Here is a 26,578-nt window from a genome sequence, read left to right as displayed (position 1 = left end):
CGGTGCATCCGCCCCGGCGGCACGGACGCTGCCATCGCCGTCGCCCCAAGAACCCGCGCCCCTTCGGGCCGCGCGCCAACGCCCGCAGTGGCCACCGTCCGAGACGCGCCCGAACGCAAGGCGGCCGGCTGCGGCAGCCCCATGATCAAGGGAAACTTCTGGCTGTCATAGCAGCCAAATCTCTCCCTCGATCATGAACCCAGCCCCCCGCGGCAGCCGTCAACAGGGCACCACACGACGCGACACAGCACCCCGACCCCGACGAGCTTTCTGCGGCGCCGCCCCGCCGAAGGCCCAGTCCTTCGGCAAGCACGTCCCGTGGCCAGCACAGTCCGCGGCGAACGGATCTGTGGATAACGCGGCCCGCGGATGGCCCGCCATGAGGGCGAGCTGAGGGCGAGCCTGTGGATAGTGCGCTGACGCATCCGGGCTCGACGGGCTGCGGACCTGTGGATCGTGTGCTGCGGACAGCTGGTTCCACCGCCGATGGGGTGCCGCGAGAGGTGGCAGCCGTCGTGCTGGAGCCCCGGGCCTGTGGACAAGCGCAGGGCCTGTGGACGAGTGAAGGCCAGGACGAAACGGTGGCCTCCGAACAAGCAGCGGCCCTGCGGACGTGATCCACAGCTTGTGGATGGCGCCAGGCCCGCGGCCAACAAGGCTGTGGATGCGCCAACAAAACTGTGGATGCGCCGGCAAGCTGTAAGTGGGCAACGAGCTGTGGATGAGGCAACAAGGTTTGGATGAGGCAGCGAGCTGCAGACGACCGTCAGGGCTGGGGACGAACAAGGCCTTTGGGCGAGCCGACCGGCTATGCGCCGACGCCGGGCCTGTGGATTGCGCCGGCAGCAGTGGGACGAACGTCCCGAGGCGGCCGAGCCGACAGAGCCGTGGATCGGGTGAGTTTTCCACAGCAGCAGGGTGAAGTTGTGGACCTCGCGCTGTGGATAACCACCCGCGTGTGGAACGCAGCGGGTGAAGCCGCCGGGGTGACTCATACCGTCGCCGGGTGGGGACCATCCGTAACCGGCAGGACCAGCGACCGGCAGGGTGAGGAACTGTGGCCGGATGGCTCCCGCCGACCGTGTGGGATGCGTACCATCTAACACGGTTGGCGGACAGCTCCGGCGTGTCAGAGCGCGCCGCGGAGCGGGGTGGAGATGGGCCAATGTCGCGACGTCTCGTGAGTCTGACGCTGGACACCCTTGAGGATCTTCCTCGATCGTGCCGCGAGTGTGTGTTCTGGGAGCTCGACCCGGTCGCTGCCGACCGGGCCTGCGCTGCCGGCGACCCGGGGCTCGAGAAGGAGGCCTGGGTATCCCAGACGCTGCTGGAGTGGGGCTCCTGCGGCAAGCTCGTCTACGTCGACGGCATGCCGGCCGGGTTCGTCATGTTCGCACCGCCGGCGTACGTGCCGCGGTCCATGGCGTTCCCGACGTCGCCGGTCTCCCCCGACGCCGTGCTGCTGATGACGGCGCACGTGGTGCAGCCGTTCGCCGACGGCGGGCTCGGGCGCATGCTCGTCCAGGGCGTCGCCCGCGACCTCACCAAGCGCGGGGTCAAGGCCATCGAGGCGTTCGGTGACGCCAAGTTCGGCGAGGTCGACGAGGCCGGGCGCAACGAGCGGGGATGCCTCGCGCCGGCGGACTTCTTCCTGTCGATCGGCTTCAAGACGGTACGACCGCATCCACGGTATCCGCGGCTGCGGCTCGAGCTTCGCACAGCGCTGTCCTGGAAGTCGGACGTCGAGTACGCCCTCGAGAAGCTGCTCGGCTCGATGAGCCCCGAGTCGCTGCTCCGTCCGGTGCTGCCGGTCCGGCCGGCGACCCGGGAGATGACGAACTAGGCCGACGCGGTCAGGGTGCGCAGGAGGCTGACGTCGATCGAGCCCGTCGGGACGTCGGCCTCGACCGGGAGGTACATGCGCTGGACCGCGGCCATCATCGCGTCCACGACGCGGTCCCGGAAGCTCGGGTCGACCAGCTGCTCGCGGTCGGACGGCGACGTGAGGTAGCCGACGTCGACCCGCACGGCGGGCATGCGGCTCAGGCGGAGCAGCTCCCACGTCTTCGGGTGCGTGCGGCAGTCGCGCAGGCCGGTGCGCACGACGATCTCGCGCTGGACCAGGCCGGCCAGGCGCTCGCCGACGATGGAGGTGGGGCCGGAGACGGTGCCGTAGTGGTACGTGGCGACGCCGGAGGCCTCCGGGCTGGTGTGACTGTCGAGGTGAATCGACAGGAGCAGGTCGGCACCGAGGTCGTTGGCCAGCTGCACCCGGTCACGATCGCTCAGGACGTTCGCCGGCGCCGGACCCCTGGTCAGGTTCACCCGCATGCCCGCGGCCCCCAGACGGCCCTCCAGGCGGGCCGCAAGGTCATACACGAGGTCCGCCTCCACCCACCGCAGCGGGCCGTCGGGCACCACGTGGCCGGTGTCGGCGCCGCCGTGGCCCGGGTCGATCACGATGCGCTTGCCGAGCAGCGACGTGCCCGACTCGCGGAAGGCCTCGGCCTCGCGCAGCAGCTGGGGCCGGCCGCCGATCACCTTGCGGCCGAGGCGGCGCAGGGCGCCGACCGTCTGCGGGCCGCACTCGCCGTCGGGGCGCAGGCCGACCTCGCGCTGGAACTGCGCGACCGCGTGGGCCGTGCGCCCGCCGTAGATGCCGTCGGCGCGGCCCGGGTTGTAGCCCATCTCCAGCAGGCGCTCCTGGAGCTGGCGGACGTCGTCCCCGATGTACGGGTCGCCGACCGTGTGGAACAGCGCGCGCTGCCCGAGCCGCCAGCGGGCCGCGTCGAGCGCCCGCCAGGTCTCGTCGCCGACCTCGCCGTCGACGGTCAGGCCGCGGCTCTGCTGGAAGGCGCGCACCGCGCGCTCGGTGGCGTCGTCGAAGTCGGGATCGGAGGACAGCGAGAGATCATCGGCCAGCAGCTCCAGCACGACAAGAATGCTGCGGATCTCGGCAACCGCCGCTCCCCGCGCCCCGCGCCGGATCGCACGCATGTGGTCCTCCAGAATTCCTGTGGCTCCGGGAATCGTACGTGCCCGGCCGAGCGCGCCGTTACAGGGCGAATGCACCCGCAGCGTACCGCCCCCGGCTGTGCGCCGCCGCAACAGCGAACCGCCCCGCGTCGACATGGGACGCGGGGCGGCTGGAGTCGCTGATCAGGCCGGGTCGAGGGCCGACTCGATGAGGCGCACGAGCGCGCTCTTCGGGCTCGCGCCGACGACGGAGCGGAACGGTTCGCCGTCTTTGAACACGGTCAGCGTGGGGACCGACAGCACCTGGTAGGCGCGGGCCGTCTCCGGGTTGCTGTCGATGTCGACCTTCACGATCTTCACCTTGTCGGCCAGCTCGCCGACGGCGATCTCGTTCAGCATCGTCTCGATCTTCCGGCACGGCTGGCACCACTCAGCCCAGAAGTCCACCAAAACCGGAATGTCCGACTTGAGGACATCGACCTCGAAGGTCTTGTCGCTGACCGGCTGGATCGCTCCCATACGCTCTCCCTCTGCTTCGAAACTCTTACAACGTCGCGATGTAGCGCTCGGCGTCCAGCGCCGCCGCGCAGCCCGTGCCGGCGGCGGTGATCGCCTGCCGGTAGGTGTGGTCGACCAGGTCACCGGCGGCGAACACGCCCTCGATGTTGGTGGCGGTGCCGGGCGCGGCCACCTTCACGTAGCCGGACTCGTCCAGCTCGACCTGGCCGCGGAACAGTTCGCTGCGCGGGTCGTGGCCGATCGCCACGAAGATGCCGGCGACCGGCAGTTCGGTCTCCTCGCCGGTGCGCACGTCCGCGAGCCGGACGCCGCCGACCCGGCCGCCGCCGTCGAGCACCGAGGTCACCTTGCTGTTCCAGCGGACCTCGATCTTCTCGTTGCTCAGCGCGCGCTCGGCCATGATCTTGCTGGCCCGGAACTCCTCGCGCCGGTGCACGATGGTGACCTTGCTGGCGAAGCGGGTCAGGAACGTCGCCTCCTCCATCGCCGAGTCACCGCCGCCGACGACGACGATCTCCTCGTTGCGGAAGAAGAACCCGTCACAGGTCGCACAGGACGACACGCCACGGCCCAGCAGCTCCTGCTCGCCCGGCACGCCCAGCGGGCGCCAGGCCGAGCCGGTGGCCAGGATGATCGCGCGGCCGCGATACTCCGTCTCGCCCACCCACACGCTCTTCACGGGGCCCTCCAGGGCCACCCGCGTGGCGTCGTCGGTGATGAACTCCGCGCCGAAGTGCTCGGCCTGCTTGCGCATGTTGTCCATGAGCTCCGGGCCGAGGATCCCGTCCGGGAAGCCCGGGAAGTTCTCGACCTCGGTGGTGGTCATGAGTGCACCGCCGGACGTGACACCCTCGATCACGAGCGGCTTGAGGTTGGCCCGGGCGGCATAGACGGCAGCCGTATACCCGGCGGGACCGGACCCCACGATGATCAGGTTGCGGACCTCATCCACGGTCGACTCCTCGAATTCAGCCTGTGCCAGCAAAACTCATCCTACGAACCGACCATTCCCGGCGAGCGATGACTCGTGTGCCACATCACCGCTGCGTGGCAGGGTGATCTCAGGCCGTTCCCCGGTACCGCTCGTCGGCGATCGCGTTGCCGATGCCGCAGTCGGGCCCGACGACCACGATCAGCCGTTTGCCGGCGCCCACGCGGGTGCCGTCGAGAACCACCACCAGGGCGGGCTGTCCCTCGAACCGCGCATAGTCGACGAGCACCACCTGACCACCGTATTCCCTGGTGATGGCGGTCAGACAGGCGGCCCGGGCGGTGGGTTCGCCGAGCCGGCGCAGCGGGGCGGGCACGTCGCCGGACAGGTCCGTCCCCTTCGCCGAGTCGCCCTTCGCGTCCAGCGGGGCGGACGCCGCCGCGAGGCTCTGGGTCAGCTGGCCGACTGTTTCGGGTCCGTAGTCGCGCCCGGTCACGACGATGCCGGAGACGCCGCCGGCGCTCCGCGTGCCGCCGCTATCCGCCTGCCCGCCGTTGAGCTGCGGATTGGCCGGGGTGGCCTCCGGTCCGCTCTGTGGCGCGAGGCCGCTCGTCGACGCCGAGTCGGAGCCACCGAGGCTCTGCTGGCGGATCACCTGCACGCCCACCCCGCCGCACACGAGCACCGCCGCCGCGGTGGCCAGGCCGGCCACCCAGCGCTGCCGCCGCCGCTTGCGCGCCTCGCGGGCCCGGGCCAGGTCAACCACGGTGGCGTCCGCGGGGGGCGCGGTGATCGCCGCCGTCAAGGCCGCGTCCAGTCGCTGCTGCACATCCAGTGGTACCGCAGCCGCCTCGGACCCGAGGGAACGGAGCTCATCACGGACGGCCGCGTCCGCCGTGACCAGCGCCGCGTAGGCCTCGGCCCACGCCTCGTCCGTGCTCACCAGGCGGCGCACGTCGTCGGCCTCGGGCGTGCCGTCGAGCGCCCCGCCGACAAAGTCGGCGAGCCGGTCGAGGTCGGCATCCGAGAAGGCCGTCATGCGCCACCCTCCTTCCGCGACGTGGATCGGCTGATCTGAGATGGGACGCTCGGGTCGGCGGCCGGGTTCCGCAGGTGGCCGAGGAGCAGCGCCATCCGCGCCCGCCCGCGAGCGCACCTGCTTTTGATGGTGCCCTCCGCGACGCCCAGGATCACGGCGGCCTCGGACACGGCATACCCCTGGACGTCGACCAGAACCAGCGCGGCGCGCTGCTCGGCCGGCAGCTGCTGCAGCGCGTTGCGGACGTCCATCGCGGTGTCGCGGTCGGCCGCCGGCGCCGGTGTGACGTCGGTCTCGGGCAGCGGCACGGTGGGCCGCGACTGCCGCCGGCGGATGCGGTCCAGGCAGGCGTTCACCACGATCCGGTGCAGCCAGGTGGTGACGGCCGAGTCGCCGCGGAAGTTGTTGGCCGCCCGCAGCGCGGACAGCAGGGCGTCCTGGAGCGCGTCGGCGGCCTCCTCGCGGTCGCCGGTCGTGCGCAGGGCGACCGCCCAGAGCCGGTCGCGGTGCCGCCGCACGATCTCGCCGAACGCGTTGGGATCGCCGGCCGCGTGGGCGCGCAGCAGCGACGTGTCGTCCCTGCCGTCGACTGCGTCCACGGCAGGCACCCTATCGACCACGAGCGAGTCGTGGGGGCTACTGGACGCGGACCTTTATCTCTCCGATAGCGACCCGATACTTGCCGCTGCTTTCCTTCGGCAGTTTCGTGATCCAGACCAGCAGGTACCGCGTCGGCTTCTCCGGGCCGGGGAACAGCGTCACGCCGCCCATGGGCGACTTGCGCTCGCCCACGATCGTGTACTGCGCGACGGTCTGCTGGTCCTGGGTCTTGCCGGTGCCCAGGTCGGCCTCGCCGGTGCGCAGCTCGCCGTCGGCACCGGGCGTGGTCAGGTCGACCTCGACGGACACGACCTGCTTGGCCTCGCCCAAGTCGATCCAGACGCCCATGCCCTCTTTGTTGGCGCCGAAGTTGGCCCGCGTGTACCGCTGGGTGGCCCAGACCGTGGACATGTCGCCGTCGACCGTCTTGTCCGCATCCTTGACCTCGGCGCGGTCGCCCTGCGGGTCGACGATCCGGACCTTGGTCGGGTCGATCTTGAACTCGACCGGCTGTCCGGCCGGCTTGGCCGGCTGTGAGGCGGTCGTGCCCGACGGCCCGGCGGTGGTCGGCGAGGTGTCGGGGGTCGCCGGGTCGCCGAGTACCCGCGCGGCCGCGAGCGTGCCGGCCAGCGCCAGCACCAGCAGCCCCACCACGCCGACGGCGAGCTTGCGCCCGGCCGGCTTCGGCGGCACGGGGGACGCGGCCGCGGCGTCGAACGCGTCGAGGTCGAGCGCCCGCCCGTCGCCGTCGCCCACCTCGTCGTCGTCGAAGCTGCCGAACGAGGCCAGCTCGCCCGCCAGCGACTCGGCCGACGGCAGCGGCATCTCGGGGTTGAGCAGGTCGGCGACCAGCGAGTCGAGGTGCGCGGGCACGCCGGCCCGCACCTGCCGCGGCGTGGTGAGCGCCCCGGACGAGTCGCGCACGCCGTCGGTCACGGACGTCCGCCCGGCCTCGGCGTGCGGCCAGTACCCGGTGAGCGCGCAATACAGGATCGCGCCGATCGACCGGATGTCGGTCTCGGTCGTGGCGCCGTCGTCGGCCCGGGCGTCGGTCAGCACGACCCGCCCGTCGTGCGCCACGAGCACGGTGCCGGGGTGCACGTTGCCGTGCGCCATCCCGGTGCCGTGCAGCGCCGCAACCGCGTCGGTCACCGCCCAGGCGATCGCCACCGACCGCGCCGCGTCGAGCGGCCCCGACGCGACGATCTCCCGTAACGCGATCCCGTCGACCCACTCGCGCACGACATAGGCCCGCTCGCCCTCGTCGATCGCGTCGTAGACGCCGACCAGGTGCGGGTGCACGATGCGACTGGCGGCGACAGCCGCCCCCAGCATCTCCTTCGCGCGGTCCCCACCGGGGTAGCGCAGCACCACGGCCACGGGCCGCCGCAGGATGACGTCGATGCCGCGGTAGAGCTGGCGGCCCAACGAGTCGTTGCCGATGTGTTCTTCGAGCTGGTATCGCTCGGCAAGGATTTCACCGACGGATGGGGTGCCGAAGGTCAGGACCTGCGGAATGCCTCCCGCGGTCTCCAGCCCTTCGTCGAGCTCAGCCACCCGTCCTCCCTTCCGATCCGTGTGCCGACCAGTGGCGTCCGTCGTAACGCGAGTCGCAGTCACTAAGCCTAAGCGCTCCGGCGGGGCGTCGAGGTTGACCTTACCGGTCAGCTCTTGGGTCTCCGACACGTCATCATCTCCGGACCACCCCACCCGATGCCAATTGATCACCCATGCTCGGACATAGCGGTCATTTGCCATTCATCCGCATTTCACCGCTACCGCGACCCGGCAGACCAGCACCAAGCCGCCCGCGGTTTGCCAGCCACCCAACCCCGAGCGCTCCATGACCACAACCACCAGGTGACCAGCTTCACGACCTGCTCCGTACTGGGACGCAACAACCCGCCCCAAGGTTGCAAGCCCTTGACTTTCAGCCCCCTCAACACAACGGGCGTGTCGCCCAGAACCCCCCAAGCCAACCCGCCAGGGACGCGCCCATGATCAAGGGAAACGCATGGCTGTGGTAGCGACCAGAAGTTTCCCTTGATCATGGCCCCGAGGCCCCGAGGCCCCGAGGCCCCGAGGCCCCGAGGCCCCGAGGACCCGAGGCCCACGCAGCCAGCAGGAGGACAGGCGGACGGGGCGCTCGGGTGGCGGCCCGGCGTGGCGGCGGACTGGCGGGGTTGCGGGGTAGAGAAGTGGCAGCCCAGGTGGTGAGGGACGTGGGGCGGTGCGGCCCGCGTCGCAGGGCCGCGACGGCGCAGTGGTTCGCGCCGTGGCGGAAAGCTCCCGCACGGCGCAGTGGGGTCCTGGAACGCGTAGACCGGATGGAGTTGCGGTCATAGGGCATGTCCGTGGTTGCGTGGCGGCGGCCCCGGCGACCGCTGGCTAGCACCCGCGCGAGCCCGGCAGGCCGGCGAGGCCGGTGGGCTAGCGGGCCAGCTTCGACTTGATCAGGGTGGCGAACTGGCGGACCTCGGGGACGCGGAGGGCCAGGGACAGTGCGGCGTACGTGACCAGGAGGACCGCGCTGCCCGCCAGCAGCTGGACGATGCCCAGGAGCTTGCCCGGGTCCATCACCCGGGCGATGGTCCACGACGTCGCGAAGGCCAGGGCGCCGCCCACCGCGGCCGCCGCCGTCAGGCGGAGCAGGGTGTCGGCCACCCTTGCCAGGCCCAGGCGGCCCAGGCGGCTGCGGAGCAGCCAGTAGCCCAGCAGGAGGGCCGCCACGAAGGACAGGGCCGTGCCCACCATCAGCGACGCCGTCACGGCGGCGATCGGGAGCAGGAGGTAGAACGCCACGTCGAGGAGCAGGCGGATGGCGACGCCGCCGATGTTCACCAGGGCCGGGGTGCGGGTGTCGCGGAGGGCGTAGAAGACGCTCGTCTGCATCTGGCTCAGCGCGAACGGGACCAGGCCCAGGCCGGCCGCGCTCACCACCCAGCCGGTGGCCAGTGCGGCGTCGTAGCCGTACTCACCCCAGTTGAACAGCGTCACCGCGAGCGGCTGGCCCAGCACGACGTAGACGGCGGCGGCCGGGATCAGGATCACCGAGGCCAGGCGGGTGGCCTGGGACAGCTGGTCGGTCACGTCGCCGAAGCGGCCGTCGGCGGCCGCGGACGAGATGCGCGGCATCATCGCGGTGATCACCGAGACGGCCACGATGCCGTGGGCCATCATGAAGATCAGGAACGCGTTGTTGAAGATGATCGGGCCGTCGCCGCCGCGGAGCTGGTTGTTCTTGGCCAGGCTCATCACGACCGTGATGCCGATCTGGTTGACCGCGACGTAGAGCAGCATCCAGGCGCCGAGCCGGCCCAGCTCGCGCAGGTGGAGCTTGCGGAAGTCGAAGCGCCACTTCCAGCGGAAGCCGGTCTTGCGCATCGCCGGCCAGAGGCCGAGCGCCTGGATCACGATGCCCAGCGTGGTGCCGATGCCGAGGACCAGGATCTGCGGGACGGTGATCGTCTCGGGGGTCGGCAGGCCCGAGCCGCGCACGAGCATGAACGCGCCGGCGGTGGCGATGATGACGACGTTGTTGAGGATCGGCGTCCACATCGGGGCCGCGAAGTGGCCGCGGACGTTGAGGATCGCGGCGAAGATGCCGGCCAGTCCGTAGAAGAAGATCTCGGGCAGCAGTAGATAGGCCAGGAACGTGATCAGGTCGCGGTCGTCGGCCGTGACCCGGTCGTTGCCCAGCGTGTAGATCGCGGTGATGAGCGGCGCTGCCAGGACCACGAGCAGGGTGGCTATGCCGAGCGTCACCACGGCCAGGGTCAGCAGCCGCTGCGCATAGGCCTCGCCGCGGTCGGGCTCCTCCTTGCGGGCCCGGACCAGGGTCGGGATCAGCACGCTGGCCAGCACGCCGCCGAGCAGCAGCTCGTAGATCTGGTTGGGCAGGTTGTTGGCCAGCGTGTAGTCGTCGCCGACGACCGCGCCGCCGATGGCGGCGGAGATGGCGGCCGCGCGGATGAAGCCCGTGCCCCGGCTGATCAGGCTCAGCATCGCCATCGTGCTGCTGTTGCGCACGACGGTGCCGGTGCTCTCGTCGTCGCCGGGGACCGGCGGCGGTGCGTCCGAGACGACCTGCGGCCCGGAGACGACCGGCAGGTGGACCGTCGGCGCATTGACCGGGTCATACCGGACCGTCGGCGGCTCGGCCGGGTCATACCGCACGGTCGGTGCCTCGGAGTCAGGGGTGCGGTGCTGCCCGACCGGGTTCAGGGAGACCGTCGGCTCGTTGCTCCAGCGCCCGTCTCGTGCCGGATCCATCCGCTACACCCCAACTCGGCCAGTACTTCCCCTCGCAGGCACAGACCATAGTGGCACCCCCCGACACAAAGCGGTGTCAGGCAATATCGCGCGACCCGATCCGCAGGGGACCGCTACCCTCGGTGGCTGCCACACCGACCGCGATAGGCTGACCAACCAATGTCCCAGACCCAGCGTGCCCTCACCGAGGCCCAGCGCCGTGCCGTGCACGAGCTGCTGCGCGTCTCCCCCGTCGCCGACGAGCTCGGCCGCCGGTTCGAAGCCGCCGGCCACGAGCTGCACCTCGTCGGCGGCTCGGTTCGTGACGCGTTGCTCGGGCGCCTCGGCGACGACCTCGACTTCACCACCGACGCGCGACCGGACGAGACCCTGCGGATCGTCAACGGCTGGGCCGAGTCGGTGTGGACCACGGGCGCGGAGTTCGGCACGATCGGCATCGCGCGCCGCGGTCTGCGGATCGAGATCACGACCTTCCGTGCCGACGCGTACGACCGGGTCAGCCGCAACCCCATCGTGCAGTACGGCGACAGCCTCATCGACGACCTGCGCCGCCGCGACTTCGCGGTGAACGCGATGGCCGTGTCGGTGCCGGGTCACGAGTTCACTGATCCGTACGGCGGGCTCGAGGACCTGGCCGAGCGCGTCCTGCGCACGCCGGGCGCGCCGGAGGAGTCGTTCGCCGACGACCCGCTGCGCATGCTGCGGGCCGCGCGCTTCGCCGCCCAGCTGCGGTTCGAGGTCGCCCCCGAGGTGTGCGCGGCGATGACCGCGATGGCCGCCGACCTGTCCCGGATCACCGCCGAGCGGATCCGCGACGAGTTCGTGAAGCTCATGTGCGGCGCCGACCCGGTCACCGGCCTGCGGCTGCTGGTCGACACCGGCCTGGCCGAGCAGTTCCTGCCCGAGCTGACCGGCCTCAAGCTGGAGATCGACGAGCACGCGCAGCACAAGGACGTCTACGAGCACACCTTGATCGTGGTGCGGAACGCGATCGGCCACGAGCCGGACGGTGCCGACTTCACTTTGCGCATGGCGGCGCTCATGCACGACATCGGCAAGCCGGCCACGAAGGCGGTCGGCCCCGACGGCGGGGTGAGCTTCCACCACCACGAGGTCGTCGGCGCGCGGCTGACCAAGCAGCGGATGAAGACGCTGAAGTTCCCCAAGGACGTCATCGCCGACGTGGCCGAGCTCGTCTCCCTGCACCTGCGCTTCTACGGGTACGGGCGGGGCGAGTGGACCGACTCCGCCGTCCGCCGATACGTGACCGACGCCGGCCCGCTGCTGTCGCGGCTGCACAGTCTCACCCGCTCCGACGTCACCACGCGGAACCGGCGCAAGGCCGCCCAGCTGGCCGCCGACTACGACGCGCTGGAGGAGCGGATCGCCCGGATCGCGGCCGAGGAGGACCTTGCGCGGGTCCGGCCCGACCTCGACGGCAACGCCATCATGGAGTTGCTCGGCGTTCCGCCCGGCCCGATCGTCGGGAAGGCCTGGCGGTACCTCAAGGACCTCCGCCTCGAGCGCGGCCCCTTGGACCCGGACGAGGCCGAGGCCGAGCTGCTCCGCTGGGCCGAGGCCGAGGGGATCACGGCACCCGGACCTCGGTGATCTGCAGCAATCGTACGATTACGAAGCGCGCAGCAGCCCCAGCTCCGCCGCAAGCGCGCGCGCCCGGGACGCCCATGAATGCTGCTCGGCGAACTCCCGCCGGGCCGCCACGAGGGCCGGCTCGCTCGCCTCGGCCGCCGCCTCGCGGACCGCGGCGACCAGCGCCTTCGGGGTGCTCGCCACCCGGATGAGCGGGGAGTTGAGCCAGTGCACAGCCGGCAGGTCGGTGCTGACCGCCGGCTTGCCGGCGCCGAGGTACTCCAGCGTCTTCAGCGGGAACGACGCCCGGTTGAAGTCGGTGTCCTTGTACGGCGTGACACCCACGTCCACCGCGCGCAGGAACGACGGCACCTTCTCGAACGGCTGTCGGCCGACCCAGACCACGTTGGGCCGCGCCACCAGCGCCGGGAATCGCTCGGGCTCCCAGCGCGCGTCGTGCGGCCCGACGAGCAGCAGCGAGATGCCGTCGTCGGCGAGAGCGGCCAGCAGGTCGAGATCGGTGCGGTCGGAGAACTGCCCGATCACGCCGGCCACCGGCGAGGGCAACGAAGCGGCGTCAGGCGCCGATTCCGGCAAATCACGATAAGCCGACGTTTGTACCCCATTGGGGATCAGCGCCACCCGGCGCGCGCCCAACGACGTCCAACGATCAGCCAGTACCGTCGAGACCGCCACCACCAGGTCGGCATTGGCCAGCTGGCGCCGCTCGTCCGCGGCCACCTGGGCGGCGTCGTGCCCCATGAGCGCCGCGCCGGCCACGAAGTCGTCGGTGCCGTAGAGCACCTTCGTCACGCCGGGCTCCCAGCCGCGCAGCACGTCGATCAGGTTGCAGGCCATGACCGCCGCCGGGCGCCGGCCGAGCCGGCGCAGCGCCCAGCGCGCCTGCGAGCGCAGCAGGGCGGCCGTGCTGACCTTCACGTACGGCCGGGTGTGCATCGGCAGGGCCCGCGGGGTCAGCCGATGCAAAGATTGCGACACCTTGCGCAGCTGGGGCGCGACCCCGAGCCGGGAGGCGCCGTAGCGGTAGCGGTCGGGAGTCGCCGCGGAGATCGGCGGGTCGACCCACAGGACCTCGGTGTGCGCAGCGAGCTCGGTGGCGAGCAGGCGATCCGAGCCGGTTACCCCGTCCCAGGACGTGCCGGCGAAGACGACGATCACACGAGCATTCTTCCCGGCGTGGCCGAGCGCGGTTCAACCGCTGTCGGAACTTTGACCCCGGCTGGGTCGTGCATGTGGCGTTTCAGGCGGTTCTGCACGTAGACCGGGTGGGCTACCGTCGCTACACGATCCCCCCTCGTCGAAGTACCCGGAATCTTGGAGGCAGACATGCAGCCGTGTCCAACCTGCGGCGGCATGGGCATTGATGCGAACGGCTACTGCACGCAGTGCCGCACATATCGAGGCGTCCCGCAGGCGCCGCAACCGCCGACGAGCGGATCGCCGTACAGCGGCGCCCCGTACAGCGGCGGTGCCTATGCCGGTTACCCCAGCTCCGACCCGTCGTTCCCGGACCAGGTGAGCGCGCCGGGCTACGGCGGCCAGGCCAGCGCCCCGGGCTATGCCGGCCAGGTCAGCGGGCCGCCCGCGTACCCGCCGACCACCTACGGCGGGCAGTACGGTTCGCCGACGCCGCCGAAGAAGAACAACTTCCTCGTTCCGGTGCTGGCCCTCTCCGGCGTCCTCGTGCTGCTGGTCGTCGCGATCGTCGTGGTCGCCGCGCTCAAGGGCGGCGACGACAAGCCGAACACGCCCGTCGCCGAGCCCGGCAAGACGACCGGCGGCCCGAGCGGCAAGGCGAGCACCAAGCCGAGCGCGGCCATCGACGAGTGCCTCGTCGGCACCTGGAAGACCACGACCTACACCGAGCAGGTCTCGATGGACGGCGTCGGCGACGTGCCGTTCAGCCTGACCTCGAACGGTGCCACGCTGGAGTTCACCGCCGACGGCAAGCACACGCAGACCTACGCCAACAGCACGTACAAGGGCACGCCCACGATCCAGGGCACGAAGGTCAACGTCACGCTGACCATCAACGCCACGGTGACCGCGGACGTGCACACGGCCGGTGGCAGCATCTCCTACACCAACGTCAAGAGCGACGGCAAGGGCACCGTGAGCGCGCCCGACCTCAACGTCAACCAGACCGAGGACTTCGACCCGGGCGACGACCCGTCGAAGTACAGCTGCTCGGGTGACAAGCTGACCATGAGCACGGCCCGGATCCAGTCCACCCTGTCGCGTACCAGCTGACTTGGTTGGGGCCTATCGGCTCTGAACCCGAATCCAGCTAGTTCTTCTTCGTATGCGGCCCGTCAGGGTCGGCGATGTCGTCGCCGACCCGGCGGGCCCAGCGGCCGCCCAGCGCGGCGTAACCCGCGGCGGCCAGCAGATATCCGGCGGCGACCGTGCCGAGCACCGCCGCCGACCGGCCGTTCTCCGGCAGGGTGAGGGCCCCGAGGTACATCCCGGCGACGAGCGTGATGTTGAACGCGGTGTCGTTGATGCTGAACACCCGGCCCCGGTACTCGTCCGCGCACTCGTGCTGCAGTGACGTGTCGGTGACGATCTTCAGGCCCTGCGCGGCCAGGCTGGTCACGAACACCGCCCCGAGCAGCAGCACCGGGTCGAACGGCAGGCCGAACCCGACCAGGCCGACGCCGGTGATGGCGAGCAGCAGCGCGACCCAGCGCCAGCCGCCGATGCGCCGGGCGATCGGCGGCGTCACGAACGACGCGATCAGCATGCCCACGCCTCCCGCCAAAAAGGCGTTGGCGATGGTACCGAAGGAGCCGCCCGGCTCGGCGCCGTGGTTGAACCCGGTCCGGAACAGCAGCAGGCAGGCCAGCAGCACGACCCCGTAGAGCAGCCGGAACGCGGCCTGGGCGAGCATCAGGTAGGCCGCGCCGCGCTTGGTCGCCAGGTGCCGCACGCCCGCGACCGTGCCGTGGTTGACCTCGCGCACCGCGACCCGGATCGAGCCGGCGTGCCGGTCGGTCGCGTCAGGCCCCAGTTCGTCCGGGCCGAACGAGACCCTCCCGATCAGCGCCGAGACGACGTAGAACACGGCCGCCAGGGCCGCCACCGGCGCGTAGCCGTGGAACGACGCCTCCAGCAGGCTGTTGATCAGGGCCGCCCCGACGCCGATGCCGACCGAGAAGCTCAGCGAGCCGAGCGTGGCGGCGAACGAGTTGGCGGTGACCAGGTTCCGGTCGTCGACCACGTGCGGGGTGGCCGCGGACAGGCCGGCCAGGAAGAAGCGGTTGAGCCCGATGACGATCAGGGCCAGCAGGAACGGGATCGGCGACTCCTCGCCGTTCCAGATGTACAGCGCGATCGGCAGCACCAGCAGAGCGCGGATCGAGTTGGCGACGGCGACGATCGAGCGGCGGCGCCAGCGGTCCAGGAACACCCCGACGTATGGCCCGATGAGGGAATACGGCAGCAGCAGTACCGCGAAGCCGGCCGCGATCGCCATCCCGCCTGTCCGCTGCTCCGGGTTGAACAGCACGCTGCCGGCAAGGGCGCCCTGGAACAGTCCGTCGCCGATCTGGGCCACCACCCGGACGGCCAGCAGCCGCCGGAAGCCGCGTTGCCGCAGGACCCCCCGGACAAAGTGGGTCTGGGGCGGAGCGGTTGCGGCGGACACGGCAAAAGCCTACGGCTCGTTCAGGTTCCCAGGTACGGCGAAGGCCCGCACCGGCAGGGTGGTGCGGGCCTTCGCAATCCCGGTCAGGTCAGGGCTTCGGCGCCTCGACCGCCGGGCGGCCGTTGACCGGCTCGTCGGCCGACAGGGCGCCCAGCTTGCTGAGCAGCTTCTGCAGGTCGATGCCGGTGAGGTCGGTGCCGAGCTGGAGGCCCTGGGCCACGTTGCTGGCCACCGACCTGGTCAGCGACGACGCGCCGTCGGTCGAGATGACCGTCATCTTGTCGATGTTGCCCATCGGGTCACTGGCCGCCTTCACGACGTCGGGCATCACCCGGACCAGCAGGTCGAGGATGGCCGCCTCGCCGTAGGTGGCGAACGCGTCGGCCTTGAGCTTCATCGCCTCGGCCTCGGCCTGGCCGCGGGCCAGGATGGCGGACGCCTCGGCGGCACCCTCGCGCTCCAGGGCCTCGGCGATCGCGACACGGCGCCGCTGCTCCGCCTCACCCTCCTTGGCACCCTCGATGGCGTTGGCCTCGGCGAGCGCGGCGCGGCGGGACCGCTCGCCCTCACCGGTGAGGCGGGCCTGCTCGGCCGACGCCTGGGCGGCGGCGATGGTGGCCTGCCGCTGCGCCTCGGCCTTCGCGATCGCCGCGTTCTTGGCCGCCTCGGCCTCCTGCTCCACCCGGTACCGCTCGGCGTCGGCCGGCTTGCGGACCTCGGTGTCGAGCTGGCGCTGCTTGAGCTCGGCGTTGCGCTCGGCCACCTTCTGCTGCTCGGCGAGGATGACCTGCTCCCGCTCGGCCTGGGCGAGCGGGCCGGCGGCTGCCGACTTGGCCTTGGCGGCGTCGATCTCGGCCTGGATGCCGGCCTGCTTGAGGGACAGGTTCCGGTTGGCCTCGGCGATGGCCTCCTCCGACTTGAGCCGCTCGGACTCGGCGGCCTGGCGGGCGTGCGCCTCGGCGATGGCGGCGTCGCGCAGCACGCGGGCGGCCTCGGGGCGGCCGAGGTCGGCGAGGTAGGAGCCCTCGGCGAAGATGTCCTGGAGCTGGAAGGTGTCGAGCACCAGGCCCTGGTTGGTCAGCGAGTGCTCGGCCTCCTCGGCCACGGCACTGGCGAACGCGGTGCGGTCGCGGATGATCTCCTCGATCGTGAGCCGGCCGACGATCGAGCGCAGCGCGCCGGCGAGCACCTCGCTGGTGAACAGGTCGATGCCCTGCTGCTGGTTGAGGAAGCGCTGGGCAGCGGCCCGGATCGCGTCCTCGGTGCCGCCGACCTTGACGATCGCGACGCCCTGGAGGTTGGCGCGGATGCCCTGCTTGCTCACCGCGCCGGTGATCTCGACGTGGATCCGGCGGCTGGACAGGTCGAGGACCTGCAGCTTCTGGACGATCGGCACCACGAACACCGAGGCGCCCATGACGACCTTCTGGCCGGAGAGGTCGGTCGACCGGGTGCCGTCGACGCCCTGCACCGACTTGCCCTTGCGGCCGGTGATGATGAATGCCTCGTTGGGGCCGGCGACCTTGATCCGCGAGACGATGAAGATCACGAGAAGCAGGACCAGCAGCACGGCGCCGCCGATCGCAACAAGCAGGACGGTGTCCATCCGCCTTCCTTCTTTATTGAGATGGGGGTACTTCTGTCACGGTTCTAGGTCGGTCAAGAGCCGACAGGCCCCGACCAGACTCAGCTAGATCGGGGTTTCCTCGACGATGACGCTGGTGGAGCTGGTCGCCTCGATGACGAAGATCCGCGCGCCCAGTGGGATCGGCTTCTCGGCGCGGGCGCTGAGCTTGACCGGCTGGCCGCCCAGCGACACCCGGACCTCGCCGTAGCCGCCCTGGGTGATCGGGGTGACGACGACACCGGTGGTGCCGACCATGTCCTGCTGGGTCGGGGTGGCGTCGGTGCGCATGTTGATCGCCATGCGGGCGAACCGGGTGGCCAGCCACGCCGTCGGCAGGGCGGCGATCGCGCCGACGAGGGCCGGCAGGCTCTTGGAGTCGGTGAACCCGGCGACGATGGCCGCCGAGAAGCCGAAGGCGCCGATGAACCCGGCGACGGCGGGTATCGAGAACGGTCCGGCGGCGTCCGGGTGCCCGAGGTGGAGCACGTCACCGATCAGCAGCGAGAGGGCGAGCACCACGATGCCGACGCCACCGATGATCAGGAACGTCGTCTGCACCGCTGGTCCCTCCCCTCAAGGCCAACTGGAGGGTAACCCGGGCGTGCCACTGATCTCGTCCGGCAAAGGGGCACAATTGTCCGCGTGCTGTGGGCCGAGGTTTCCGCCCCGATCGATCCGCTGGGTGTGGCGGTCGACGACAGGGGCATCTGCAGCGTCCGCTTCGGCGGTGCGCCGGGTCCGACCGTGCCCCTCAGCGGCGTGCTGGCGCAGGCGGCGGGGGAGCTGGAGCGGTACTTTTCCGGCGAACCGGTGTCTTTCACCGTCCCGTTGTCGGTCCAGGGCGGCACCGACTTCGAGCGGGCGGTCTGGCGGGAGCTGTGGAGGATTCCGTACGGCGAGATGCGCACATATGGCCAGATCGCGGCCGCGGTCGGCGAGCCGGACGCGGCCCGGGCGGTGGGCGTGGCCTGCAACCACAACCCGCTCCCCGTGATCGTGCCCTGTCACCGGGTGGTCGGCGCGGACGGCAAGCTCGTCGGCTTCGGCGGCGGTGTCTGGCGCAAGAAGCTGCTGCTGGAGCTGGAGGCGCGGGTCCGCATCGAGCGCGAGTTCGGCGAGCTCTTCGGCTGACGCCCGGCGCCGCCGCGGCCCTTGGGACGACGGCGGTGGCAGGGAGGGCCGCCAAGGCCCGACCGGTGTCTGGCGGGAGCGACGGTCGTGCCTTGCACGGACCCGAGTCAGAAAAGAGGAACGCCCCCTCCGGGACCGGAAGGGGCGTTTCCCGTGTAGCGGTGGGTCAGCGCTCGACCTCGCCGCGGATGAACTTCTCCACGGAGTCGTGCGCGTCGTGGTCGCTGTACTGGACCGGCGGCGACTTCATGAAGTAGCTCGACGCCGACAGGATCGGGCCGCCGATGCCGCGGTCCTTGGCGATCTTCGCGGCGCGCAGGGCGTCGATGATCACGCCCGCCGAGTTCGGGGAGTCCCAGACCTCGAGCTTGAGCTCGGCGTTGAGGGGAGTGTCGCCGAACGACTTGCCCTCGAGGCGGATGTAGGCCCACTTGCGGTCGTCGAGCCACGGGACGTGGTCGGACGGGCCGATGTGGACGTCCGACTTGGACATCTCGTGGGGGATCTGGGACGTCACCGACTGGGTCTTCGAGATCTTCTTCGAGACCAGGCGGGTGCGCTCCAGCATGTTCATGAAGTCCATGTTGCCGCCGAAGTTGAGCTGGTAGGTGCGCAGCAGCTCGACGCCGCGGTCCTCGAACAGCTTGGCCAGGGCGCGGTGGACGATCGTGGCGCCCACCTGGCTCTTGATGTCGTCGCCGACGATCGGCAGGCCGGCGTCCTCGAACTTCTTCGCCCACACGGGGTCGGAGGCGATGAAGACCGGGAGGGCGTTGACGAACGCGCAGCCCGCGTCGATCGCGGCCTGGGCGTAGAACTTGTCCGCCTCCTCCGAGCCGACCGGCAGGTACGACACGACGACGTCGACCCGGGCCTCGCGCAGCGCGGCGACCACGTCGACCGGCTGCTCGTCGGACTCCTCGATGATCTCGCGGTAGTACTGGCCCATGCCGTCGAGGGTCGGACCACGCTGGACGGTCACGCCGGTGGGCGGCACGTCGCAGAACTTGATGGTGTTGTTCTCACTCGCGCCGATCGCGGCGGCCAGGTCCTGGCCGACCTTCTTGGCGTCCACGTCGAACGCGGCGACGAACTGCACGTCACCGACGTGGTAGTCGCCGAACTTGACGTGCATGAGACCCGGTACCCGGTCATTCGGGTCGGCGTTGCGGTAGTACTCCACGCCCTGAACCAGGGACGAGGCGCAGTTCCCGACACCGACGATGGCAACGCGGACGGAGCCCATCGCGGATGCCTCCTTCTTGTTGTTCACGATGACCGCTCCGGATCCTGTGCCGAAGGCGGCTGAGGGGTGGTGCCATTGCGTTCGTTCGCAATGAGTTCTTCCAGCCAGCGGACCTCGCGTTCGCAGGCGTCGAGACCGTGGCGCTGAAGTTCGAGCGTGTATGCGTCGAGCCGCTCGGCGGCCCGGCTCAACACGTCGCGGAGGCCCTCGCGGCGCTCCTCCACGCGGCGGCGGCGGCCCTCGAGGATCCGCAGCCGGGTCGCCGGATCGGTGCGCGCGAAGAACGCGAAGTGCACCCCGAAGCCGGCCTCGCTGTCGTACGTCTCCGGGCCGGCGGCACCGAGCAGCTCCTGGAAGCGCTCCTTGCCCTCCGCGGTGATCGTGTAGACCACCCGCCCGCGCTTGCCCGTGAGCAGCGGAACCTCCTCCGTGGAGGCGGGCATGCCAGGCGGCGCCCCCTCGGAGATCCAGCCGTCCGCCTGCAGCCGGCGCAGCGTCGGATACAGCGAGCCGTAGCTGATCGCGAAGCGGAACGCGCCCAGCTTGGTCGTGAGCTGCTTGCGGAGCTCGTAACCGTGCATGGGCGACTCGTGCAGAAGGCCGAGGATCGCCAATTCGAGCACTCCTGGCCTCCTTCCCGTAACCGGCCCGATGTATCGGTCCGATACATCGAACGGTAGGCCGATGTCCGAACGGATGCAACGAATCCGACCAAGTGGCCTAGCCCACACCGCTGGATGTCGACCTGCCGGTTACCGATCGTCACCGAGGTCGCCGTGTGACGCCCGACCGCGTACCCTCGGGCGCATGCGAACGCAGCGCCAGGTCGTGGACTTCTCCTTGCGGAGACGCGCCCTGCTGCGTGAGGTGCATTCCGGCCGCGTCGGCACCTATGAGGTGTGCGACGCGTCGCCATACCTGAAGAGCGCAGCGAAATTCCACGGTGAGCCGACGGAAGAGCTGTGCCCGGTGTGTCGCCGGGAGAACCTCACCCATGTGCATTACATCTATGGGGATGAGCTGCGACAGTCCTCCGGCCAGGCCCGCCGCCTGGCCGAGCTGTCACTGCTCGCGATGACGCTGAGTGAGTTTCACGTCTACGTCGTCGAGGTGTGCCGTGACTGCGGCTGGAACCACCTCGTGGAGCAGTACCTGCTGGGTCGCGACGGCCTGGCGGATCCGGATGGCGAGGCCGGCGGTCGGCCGACTCGGGTCCGAGGAGGGGCAGCCGAGTGAACCTTGTCCCCGTGGCAGAGCGTTTGTCACGTCGACGGGACAGATGCCCTGACCAACCCAGCGGTGCGCGGCATGGACGCCAGGTCGCACCGGCCGATCGAGAAGTGGCTCAGCTCACAGACATGGTGGCGACGGAGCATGCGACAACGACGCAACCGGCAAGGTGGGACGAATGAACTACGGTGACCCGAGCAACCCCCCTTCGGGCCGCGCGCAGGTTCCTGGTCCCACCCCAGGGCCGGACGAACCCCACAGGCGCGACGAGCCGCCGGCCGGGCGAGCTCAGGTAGGGCGGGCCCAGGTAGGGCGGGCCAGCGTTTCCGGCAGTGCGTCAGTTTCCGGCAGTGCGTCGGTCTCCGGCAGTGCGTCGGTTTCCGGCTCGGCGAGCATTCCCGTCAAGGCCAGCGGCGAGCCGGTCACCGGTCGCGCCTCGGTCTCGGTCCCGCCGCCGCCGAGCGCCGCGGGCCGGGCCACGGTCGGTCGCGCCTCGGTCGGCGCCGGACTGCTCGCCGAAGGGCTCGACAACGCGCCCGGCGGCACGGTCAACGGCGCCAAGGGCAAGTCGCTGACCACTAGCGCCAAGGCGAAGAAGCGCCGGCGCCGCAACATCCTCATCGCCTCGATCGCCGCGTTCATCATGATCGCCGGCATCGGCATGGTGAGCGGCACCTACTACTTCGACCAGGTCGCGCTCCCTGAGGACATCAGCATGGAGCAGTCGACGACGATCTACTACGCCGACGGCACCACGCCGCTGGCGCGCATCGGCGACAAGAACCGCACGGTCGTCACGATCGACCAGATCCCGGACCACGTGCAGAAGGCCGTCGTCGCCGCCGAGGACAACAGCTTCTACACGAACGACGGCGTCGACTACAAAGGCGTCGTCCGGGCCGCGTGGAACAACGTCACCGGTGGTGACCGGCAGGGTGCGTCGACGATCAGCCAGCAGTATGCCCGGCAGTGGGCCGAGCTCGAGGGCGTCACGTATGCCCGCAAGCTGCGCGAGGCGGTGATCGCGCTCAAGCTCAACCAGGAGTACGAGAAGCCCAAGATCCTGGAGATGTATCTCAACATCATCTACTTCGGGCGCGGTGCGTACGGCATCCAGGCGGCGGCGCAGGCCTACTTCGGCAAGCCCGCGAAGGACCTGACGGTCGCCGAGGGCATGGTGCTCGCCGGGATGATCAAGAGCCCCGAGGGCAGCGGCGGCAAGGGCAGCCCGTTCGACCCGACCGTGGACGCCAAGCAGGCCAAGGACCGGTTCGACTACATCAAGGGCCAGATGGTCAAGCTCAACTTCGTGCCCGCCGAAGAGGCCGACACGAAGATGGCGTACCCGCAGAAGGTGCTGACCGCGGCCGAGACCCGCAAGAACGCGGTCGCCACCCAGGGCAGCATGGACAAGCCGGAAGGCCTCATCGTCCACCACGTGCTGGGCGAGGTCGCCGCGCTGACCGACCCGCGCACCGGCCAGCCGCTCTACGAGGACCAGGACCCGGACGGCAAGAAGAACTTCGACAGGATCCGCAACGGCGGCCTGAAGATCGTCACCACGATCGACCAGACCGTCCAGCAGATCGCAGTTCGCGAGGCGAGCCGCAACAAAGAGTCGAACATGAACGGTCAGCCGGACAACCTGCAGGCGGCGCTGGTCGCGGTCGAGCCGGGCACCGGCGCGGTCAAGGCCTACTACGGCGGTGACAGCGGCAACGGCGGCGACTTCGCCGGCTACTACAACGACCCGGTGCTGGGCGACGGCGAGGACTCCTGCTGCGGCGGTCACCCGCCGGGCTCGACGTTCAAGGTGTACACGCTGGCCACCGGCCTGATGGCCGGCTACTCGATCGACTCCTACTGGAACGGCGACTCGCCGCAGGAGTTCCCGAAGAGCGGCCGTACGTTCAAGAACAAGAACCCGGTCAAGAACGCCGGTGAGGGCAACGCGACGTCACCGAAGTGCAAGTCGGGCTCCGGTCAGTGGTGCACCTTGGAAGAGGTCACCGTCATGTCGCTCAACGTGCCGTTCTTCGCGCTCGCCGAGGACGTCGGGCCCGACAAGGTGATCGACACGGCGCGCGCCGCCGGCATCACCGACATGTGGGCGACGGTCGACGGCAAGTCGAAGAAGATCGACCTGGTCAAGAACAACGGCAAGGCCGTCTACCCGGGCTTCTTCAACACCGAGGTCGCCTTCGGTCAGTACCCGGTGACGGTCCTGGAGCACGCCGGCGGCATCGCCACCTTCGCCGCCCGGGGCATGGCCGCCAAGACGCACTTCCTCAAGGAGGTGTGGACCGGCGGCAAAAAGACGTACGGCGAGGTGATCAAGCCGACGCGCATCCCCGGCTTCACCGACCAGATGGCCGACGACCTCAACACCGTCCTCCAGGGCGTGCCGAAGCACTACAGCCTGAAGATGAAGGACGGTCGCCAGATCGCCGGCAAGACCGGAACGTGGCAGCTCGGCCAGACCAACAACAACGCGCACGCGTGGATGGTCGGCTACAGCGCCTACGATCCGGCCAAGAAGTCACCCGGCCTGGCAGCCGCGGTCTGGGTCGGTAACAAAGCCGCGGAACAGAAGATCGTCAACAAGAGCGGCCAGGGCATCATCGGCGGTAACCTGCCCGGTCCCATCTGGAAAGACTTCCTGGAAGGGGCGCTGACCGCGCTGAAGATGCCGAAGGTCAACTTCCCGGCGAAGAAGGGCACCGGTGACAAGGAGGTCGGCACGGGTATCTCGCCGGTGCCGAGCGAGCCGGTGATGTCGGGCGACCCGAACAACCCGGGCGGCTTCCCGGGCAACCCCGGCCCGGGCAATCCGGGGGGGAACCCGGGCAGCCAGGGCCCGGGTGGTAACGGCGGCGGCGTACTACCGACACCGACCCGAAGAGACTGAGGCACCCGATAGAGGGGCCAAGATGTGCGGCCACGGCGCCGGCGGTATGTTCGCCGGGACCGTGGCCGCCGTCGTTGGGGGTGGGAAGGCTTGGAGGCGGGCAGGCGCAAGGCCGTCCGATGGGTGCTGCTCGCGCTGCTCGTAGCGCTGGTCGCCTACGGACACTGGTGGTACGGCAACCGCCACCAGTTCTTCGACCTCGGCATCTACCGGCAGGCCGTCAACTGGTGGCTCGACGGACACGACCTCTACGACTTCACCAAGCCCGACGACACCCAGGGCGCGCTCGGCTTCACCTACCCACCGTTCGGCGCGCTCGTGCTGGTCCCGTTCGGTGTGCTGCCGTGGGGCGGCGCCGTCACGCTCTACGCGGTGGTCACTATCGGCGCGGTCGCGCTCACCACCTGGTGGCTGCTGGCGCCGGTCGCCCGGGACAAGGTCTTCGCCATGATCCTCGCGCTGACCGTGATCAGCGCGCTCGAGCCGATCCGTGAAACGTACACATTCGGCCAGATCAACATGGTGCTCGTGCTGCTCGTGCTCACCGACCTGCTCGTCCTGCTGCCCCGCGGCAGCAGGTGGGCCGGCGTCCTGGTCGGGCTGGCGGCCGCCATCAAGCTCACGCCCGCGATCTTCATCGTGTACCTGCTGATCAGCCGCCGGTACCGGGCCGGGCTGACGGCGATCGCGAGCGCCGCCGGGGCCACCCTGCTGACCGCGGCCATCGCCCCCCGCGCCTCCTGGGACTTCTGGACGTCGGCGCTGTGGGAGGGCGAGGGGCTGGGCAACGCCGCCTACACCTTCAACCAGTCGCTCTTCGGCATGCTCGCTCGCCTCGACGACCCGCCGAACCGGATCGTGTGGGCGGCCCTCGTGCTGCTCACGGCCGGGTACGGACTGTGGCGGGCGCGCCGGGCCGCGCTGGCCGGCGACGAGGTCGTCGGGCTGACCCTGGCCGGCATCGTCGGCTGCCTGGCCAGCCCGATCACCTGGGCCCACCACCTGTACTGGTTCGTGCCGGCGCTCGTCGTGCTCTGGTACGCCGGCCGCCGGCACGCCGCGTTTGCCGTGCTCATCGCGGTGACGGTCGGGCTGGGGATGGTCTCCTGGTTCGAGCAGGGGCTGCCGGTCCACCCGTGGGGCGACGGGGTGCCGGGCTTCCTGATCAAGAACTGGTACCTGCTGCTCATGATCGCGCTGTTGGCGCTCCTGCCGATCCGCTCCGCCGACCGCGACGCGCAAGGGCAGACACCCGCTTCCGAGCCGGCGACGGTACGGTGATGCGATGCCGCCGACTGTGCGCCCCGACCACCTGAGCGACGAGCCCGCCAACTCCGACCGCTTCGTGGGTGGCCTGTCCGAGTCGATCGGCGGCCCCCTGGGCGACCACGCCGTGCGTCAGCCGGTGCGGATGCCCGGCGGCGGCCGGTTCTGGACGCCGGCCCGCGTGGTCCTGCTGCTCATCTGCGCCATGCTCAGCTTCCACTGGATGCAGAAGTCCCCCTGTCGCGATGCCGCCTGGGTGGACATGAAGCAGTACAAGTACTTCTGCTACACCGACGTCCTCGCGCTGTACTACGCCGAGGGCCTCAACGAGGGCAAGGTCCCCTACGCCGACCACCCGGTCGAGTACCCGGTGCTCACCGGCATCTTCATGGGCGCCCTTGGCCTGCCGGTGCACAGCCTCGGCGAGCGCGGCGTGGTCCAGAACGAGGGCCAGACCTTCTACGACCTCAACGCGATCGTCCTCGGCGCCTTCGGTATTGCCGCGGTCGGCGCGATCCTCTCGGTCCGGCGTCGCAGACCCTGGGACGCCGCCATGTTTGCGTTGGCGCCGGCACTGTTTGTGTCGGCGACCGTCAACTGGGACCTGTTCACCGTCGGCCTCTCCGCCATAGCCATGGCCTACTGGGCCAAACGAAAACCTGTCCTGGCCGGCATCTTCCTCGGCCTGGCGACGGCGGCGAAGTTCTATCCGATGCTCATCGTCGGCGCCCTGCTGGTGCTGAGTCTGCGCAGCGGCAAGTGGCGAGACTTCTTCATTACCGTCGGCACAGCGGTGGTGACCTGGCTCGCCGTCAACGTGCCGATCGCGTACCTCTACTACGACTCGTGGCTGCGGTTCTTCGACTTCAACTCCCAGCGCGGGATCGACTGGGGGACGCTCTGGTACATCGGGGCCCACTTCCCGCGCGGCTCCGGCCAGTACGGCTTCCCCTTCTTCCAGCAGCTCGACGCCGATCCCGAGCACTCCAAGCTCAACATCCTGTACCTCGGGCTGTTCGTGATCTGCTGCATCGGCATCCTGGTGCTCGGGCTCAGCGCGCCCCAGCAGCCCCGGCTGGCGCAGCTGGCGTTCCTGATCGTCGCCGCGTTCCTGATCACCGGGAAGGTGTGGTCGCAGCAGTACGTCCTGTGGCTGCTCCCGCTGGCCATCCTGGCCCGGCCGCGATGGGGGGCATTCCTCGCCTGGCAGGCGGCCGAGGTGATCTACTTCGTGTCGTTCTACGGGGAGCTCATGGGCGCCTCCGGACGGCAGGTGTTCCCCGAGGGCGTGTTCGTGCTCGCCTCGATCCTGCGGCTCGTCACCCTGTGCGTGCTGGTCGGGTACGTGATCCGGGACATCCGCAACCCGGAGTTCGACGCGGTCCGCGCCACCTATGACGGCGAGGATCCGGACGGGGGCGTCTACAACGACCGGGAGCCGGACACGGCCACCGCGGAACCTCCGCCAACCGCGGCGCTGGCCAAGGTCTGATCCCGCACTCGCGCCGCGAAGCGCAGCGCCCGCAGGACCGGAAGAACCGGAGGCCGCGTCGCCACACCGACCTGGTGTGGCGAC

Annotated in this window: 21 protein-coding genes; 8 read left to right on the top strand and 13 right to left on the bottom strand. The window is 70.1% G+C overall.

All coding sequences use genetic code 11. From position 1 onward, the window contains the following. Positions 1-1,165 precede the first annotated feature (1,165 nt). Positions 1,166-1,843: a GNAT family N-acetyltransferase gene (locus ABZS66_RS45280; protein WP_190248405.1), complete on the top strand. Its 678-nt coding sequence runs from the start codon at positions 1,166-1,168 to the stop codon at positions 1,841-1,843. On the opposite strand, the gene ABZS66_RS45275 is transcribed toward ABZS66_RS45280, so the two are convergent. The 7 genes from ABZS66_RS45275 to murJ form a co-directional block, all read right to left on the bottom strand. Next, positions 1,840-2,997, bottom strand: coding sequence for an N-acetylmuramoyl-L-alanine amidase (locus ABZS66_RS45275; protein WP_354769145.1), 1,158 nt, complete (start codon positions 2,995-2,997; stop codon positions 1,840-1,842). The two genes, ABZS66_RS45280 and ABZS66_RS45275, sit on opposite strands and share 4 nt — an antisense overlap. 162 nt (positions 2,998-3,159) lie before the next feature. Then, positions 3,160-3,495 (bottom strand): thioredoxin, encoded by a 336-nt coding sequence (trxA, locus tag ABZS66_RS45270; RefSeq protein ID WP_238009625.1) that lies wholly within the window; start codon positions 3,493-3,495, stop codon positions 3,160-3,162. Between the two features lie 25 nt (positions 3,496-3,520). Beyond that, complete coding sequence (trxB, locus tag ABZS66_RS45265; RefSeq protein WP_354769143.1) at positions 3,521-4,447, bottom strand: thioredoxin-disulfide reductase; 927 nt, start codon at positions 4,445-4,447, stop codon at positions 3,521-3,523. A 109-nt stretch (positions 4,448-4,556) separates the two neighbouring features. After that, positions 4,557-5,465 (bottom strand): hypothetical protein, encoded by a 909-nt coding sequence (locus tag ABZS66_RS45260; protein ID WP_354769141.1) that lies wholly within the window; start codon positions 5,463-5,465, stop codon positions 4,557-4,559. Then, positions 5,462-6,064, bottom strand: coding sequence for an RNA polymerase sigma factor SigM (gene sigM / locus ABZS66_RS45255; RefSeq protein WP_354769139.1), 603 nt, complete (start codon positions 6,062-6,064; stop codon positions 5,462-5,464). The genes ABZS66_RS45260 and sigM overlap by 4 nt, the downstream gene beginning before the upstream one ends. A 37-nt stretch (positions 6,065-6,101) precedes the next feature. Continuing rightward, the gene (locus ABZS66_RS45250; RefSeq protein WP_354769137.1) at positions 6,102-7,622 is read right to left on the bottom strand and encodes a protein kinase family protein; all 1,521 of its coding nucleotides are present in this window, start codon (positions 7,620-7,622) and stop codon (positions 6,102-6,104) included. An 873-nt stretch (positions 7,623-8,495) separates the two neighbouring features. After that, positions 8,496-10,337, bottom strand: a complete 1,842-nt coding sequence (gene murJ, locus ABZS66_RS45245; protein ID WP_354769135.1) for a murein biosynthesis integral membrane protein MurJ — start codon at positions 10,335-10,337, stop codon at positions 8,496-8,498. A gap of 159 nt (positions 10,338-10,496) precedes the next feature. On the opposite strand from murJ, the gene ABZS66_RS45240 reads away from it, so the two are divergent. Continuing rightward, positions 10,497-11,948: a CCA tRNA nucleotidyltransferase gene (locus ABZS66_RS45240; protein WP_354769133.1), complete on the top strand. Its 1,452-nt coding sequence runs from the start codon at positions 10,497-10,499 to the stop codon at positions 11,946-11,948. Positions 11,949-11,966: 18 nt separating this feature from the next. Here ABZS66_RS45240 and ABZS66_RS45235 read toward each other — a convergent pair whose 3' ends face one another. After that, positions 11,967-13,106, bottom strand: a complete 1,140-nt coding sequence (locus ABZS66_RS45235) for a glycosyltransferase (RefSeq protein ID WP_354769131.1) — start codon at positions 13,104-13,106, stop codon at positions 11,967-11,969. A gap of 195 nt (positions 13,107-13,301) precedes the next feature. Here ABZS66_RS45235 and ABZS66_RS45230 point away from each other — a divergent pair, with 195 nt between their 5' ends. Beyond that, positions 13,302-14,198 (top strand): hypothetical protein, encoded by an 897-nt coding sequence (locus tag ABZS66_RS45230; RefSeq protein WP_354769129.1) that lies wholly within the window; start codon positions 13,302-13,304, stop codon positions 14,196-14,198. A 37-nt stretch (positions 14,199-14,235) separates the two neighbouring features. Here ABZS66_RS45230 and ABZS66_RS45225 read toward each other — a convergent pair whose 3' ends face one another. From ABZS66_RS45225 to ABZS66_RS45215, 3 genes are all read right to left on the bottom strand, one after another. Then, a complete protein-coding gene (locus ABZS66_RS45225; protein WP_354769127.1) occupies positions 14,236-15,594 on the bottom strand; it encodes an MFS transporter in 1,359 nt (452 codons plus the stop codon). 88 nt (positions 15,595-15,682) lie between these two features. Further along, the gene (locus tag ABZS66_RS45220) at positions 15,683-17,200 is read right to left on the bottom strand and encodes an SPFH domain-containing protein (protein ID WP_354769125.1); all 1,518 of its coding nucleotides are present in this window, start codon (positions 17,198-17,200) and stop codon (positions 15,683-15,685) included. Between the two features lie 84 nt (positions 17,201-17,284). Continuing rightward, entirely contained in the window at positions 17,285-17,779 is a 495-nt protein-coding gene (locus tag ABZS66_RS45215) for an NfeD family protein (RefSeq protein ID WP_354769123.1), read from the bottom strand. 84 nt (positions 17,780-17,863) lie between these two features. Here ABZS66_RS45215 and ABZS66_RS45210 point away from each other — a divergent pair, with 84 nt between their 5' ends. Continuing rightward, entirely contained in the window at positions 17,864-18,352 is a 489-nt protein-coding gene (locus ABZS66_RS45210) for a methylated-DNA--[protein]-cysteine S-methyltransferase (protein ID WP_354769121.1), read from the top strand. Positions 18,353-18,518: 166 nt separating this feature from the next. Here the strand turns inward: ABZS66_RS45210 and ABZS66_RS45205 are convergent, their stop codons facing one another. Then, positions 18,519-19,598 carry an inositol-3-phosphate synthase gene (locus ABZS66_RS45205; protein WP_354769148.1) on the bottom strand — a complete coding sequence of 360 codons (1,080 nt, stop codon included), beginning with the start codon at positions 19,596-19,598 and terminating at the stop codon, positions 18,519-18,521. Between the two features lie 23 nt (positions 19,599-19,621). Further along, the gene (locus tag ABZS66_RS45200; RefSeq protein ID WP_354769119.1) at positions 19,622-20,221 is read right to left on the bottom strand and encodes a PadR family transcriptional regulator; all 600 of its coding nucleotides are present in this window, start codon (positions 20,219-20,221) and stop codon (positions 19,622-19,624) included. Between the two features lie 184 nt (positions 20,222-20,405). Here ABZS66_RS45200 and ABZS66_RS45195 point away from each other — a divergent pair, with 184 nt between their 5' ends. From ABZS66_RS45195 to ABZS66_RS45180, 4 genes are all read left to right on the top strand, one after another. Continuing rightward, the gene (locus tag ABZS66_RS45195) at positions 20,406-20,834 is read left to right on the top strand and encodes a DUF5318 domain-containing protein (RefSeq protein ID WP_354769117.1); all 429 of its coding nucleotides are present in this window, start codon (positions 20,406-20,408) and stop codon (positions 20,832-20,834) included. A gap of 172 nt (positions 20,835-21,006) precedes the next feature. Further along, positions 21,007-23,736, top strand: coding sequence for a transglycosylase domain-containing protein (locus ABZS66_RS45190; protein WP_354769115.1), 2,730 nt, complete (start codon positions 21,007-21,009; stop codon positions 23,734-23,736). A 90-nt stretch (positions 23,737-23,826) separates the two neighbouring features. Continuing rightward, complete coding sequence (locus tag ABZS66_RS45185) at positions 23,827-25,017, top strand: glycosyltransferase 87 family protein (protein WP_354769113.1); 1,191 nt, start codon at positions 23,827-23,829, stop codon at positions 25,015-25,017. A 4-nt stretch (positions 25,018-25,021) separates the two neighbouring features. Next, positions 25,022-26,494, top strand: coding sequence for a glycosyltransferase 87 family protein (locus ABZS66_RS45180; RefSeq protein WP_354769111.1), 1,473 nt, complete (start codon positions 25,022-25,024; stop codon positions 26,492-26,494). Positions 26,495-26,578 lie beyond the last annotated feature (84 nt).

The sequence above is a fragment of the Dactylosporangium sp. NPDC005572 genome, from assembly GCF_040605515.1.
In the GTDB taxonomy this organism is placed as follows: Bacteria; Actinomycetota; Actinomycetes; order Mycobacteriales; family Micromonosporaceae; genus Dactylosporangium.
This window is presented reverse-complemented; position numbering and strand designations above follow the sequence as displayed.

Excerpts from the sequence above, each read along its gene's own strand:
- ABZS66_RS45230 (WP_354769129.1), top strand. The coding sequence starts at position 13,302 with ATGGGCATTGATGCGAACGGCTACTGCACGCAGTGCCGCACATATCGA.
- ABZS66_RS45275 (WP_354769145.1), bottom strand. The coding sequence starts at position 2,997 with ATGCGTGCGATCCGGCGCGGGGCGCGGGGAGCGGCGGTTGCCGAGATC.
- ABZS66_RS45205 (WP_354769148.1), bottom strand. The coding sequence starts at position 19,598 with ATGGGCTCCGTCCGCGTTGCCATCGTCGGTGTCGGGAACTGCGCCTCG.
- ABZS66_RS45190 (WP_354769115.1), top strand. The coding sequence starts at position 21,007 with ATGAACTACGGTGACCCGAGCAACCCCCCTTCGGGCCGCGCGCAGGTT.
- ABZS66_RS45260 (WP_354769141.1), bottom strand. The coding sequence starts at position 5,465 with ATGACGGCCTTCTCGGATGCCGACCTCGACCGGCTCGCCGACTTTGTC.
- ABZS66_RS45195 (WP_354769117.1), top strand. The coding sequence starts at position 20,406 with ATGCGAACGCAGCGCCAGGTCGTGGACTTCTCCTTGCGGAGACGCGCC.
- ABZS66_RS45240 (WP_354769133.1), top strand. The coding sequence starts at position 10,497 with ATGTCCCAGACCCAGCGTGCCCTCACCGAGGCCCAGCGCCGTGCCGTG.
- ABZS66_RS45180 (WP_354769111.1), top strand. The coding sequence starts at position 25,022 with ATGCCGCCGACTGTGCGCCCCGACCACCTGAGCGACGAGCCCGCCAAC.
- ABZS66_RS45220 (WP_354769125.1), bottom strand. The coding sequence starts at position 17,200 with ATGGACACCGTCCTGCTTGTTGCGATCGGCGGCGCCGTGCTGCTGGTC.
- murJ (WP_354769135.1), bottom strand. The coding sequence starts at position 10,337 with ATGGATCCGGCACGAGACGGGCGCTGGAGCAACGAGCCGACGGTCTCC.
- trxA (WP_238009625.1), bottom strand. The coding sequence starts at position 3,495 with ATGGGAGCGATCCAGCCGGTCAGCGACAAGACCTTCGAGGTCGATGTC.
- ABZS66_RS45280 (WP_190248405.1), top strand. The coding sequence starts at position 1,166 with ATGTCGCGACGTCTCGTGAGTCTGACGCTGGACACCCTTGAGGATCTT.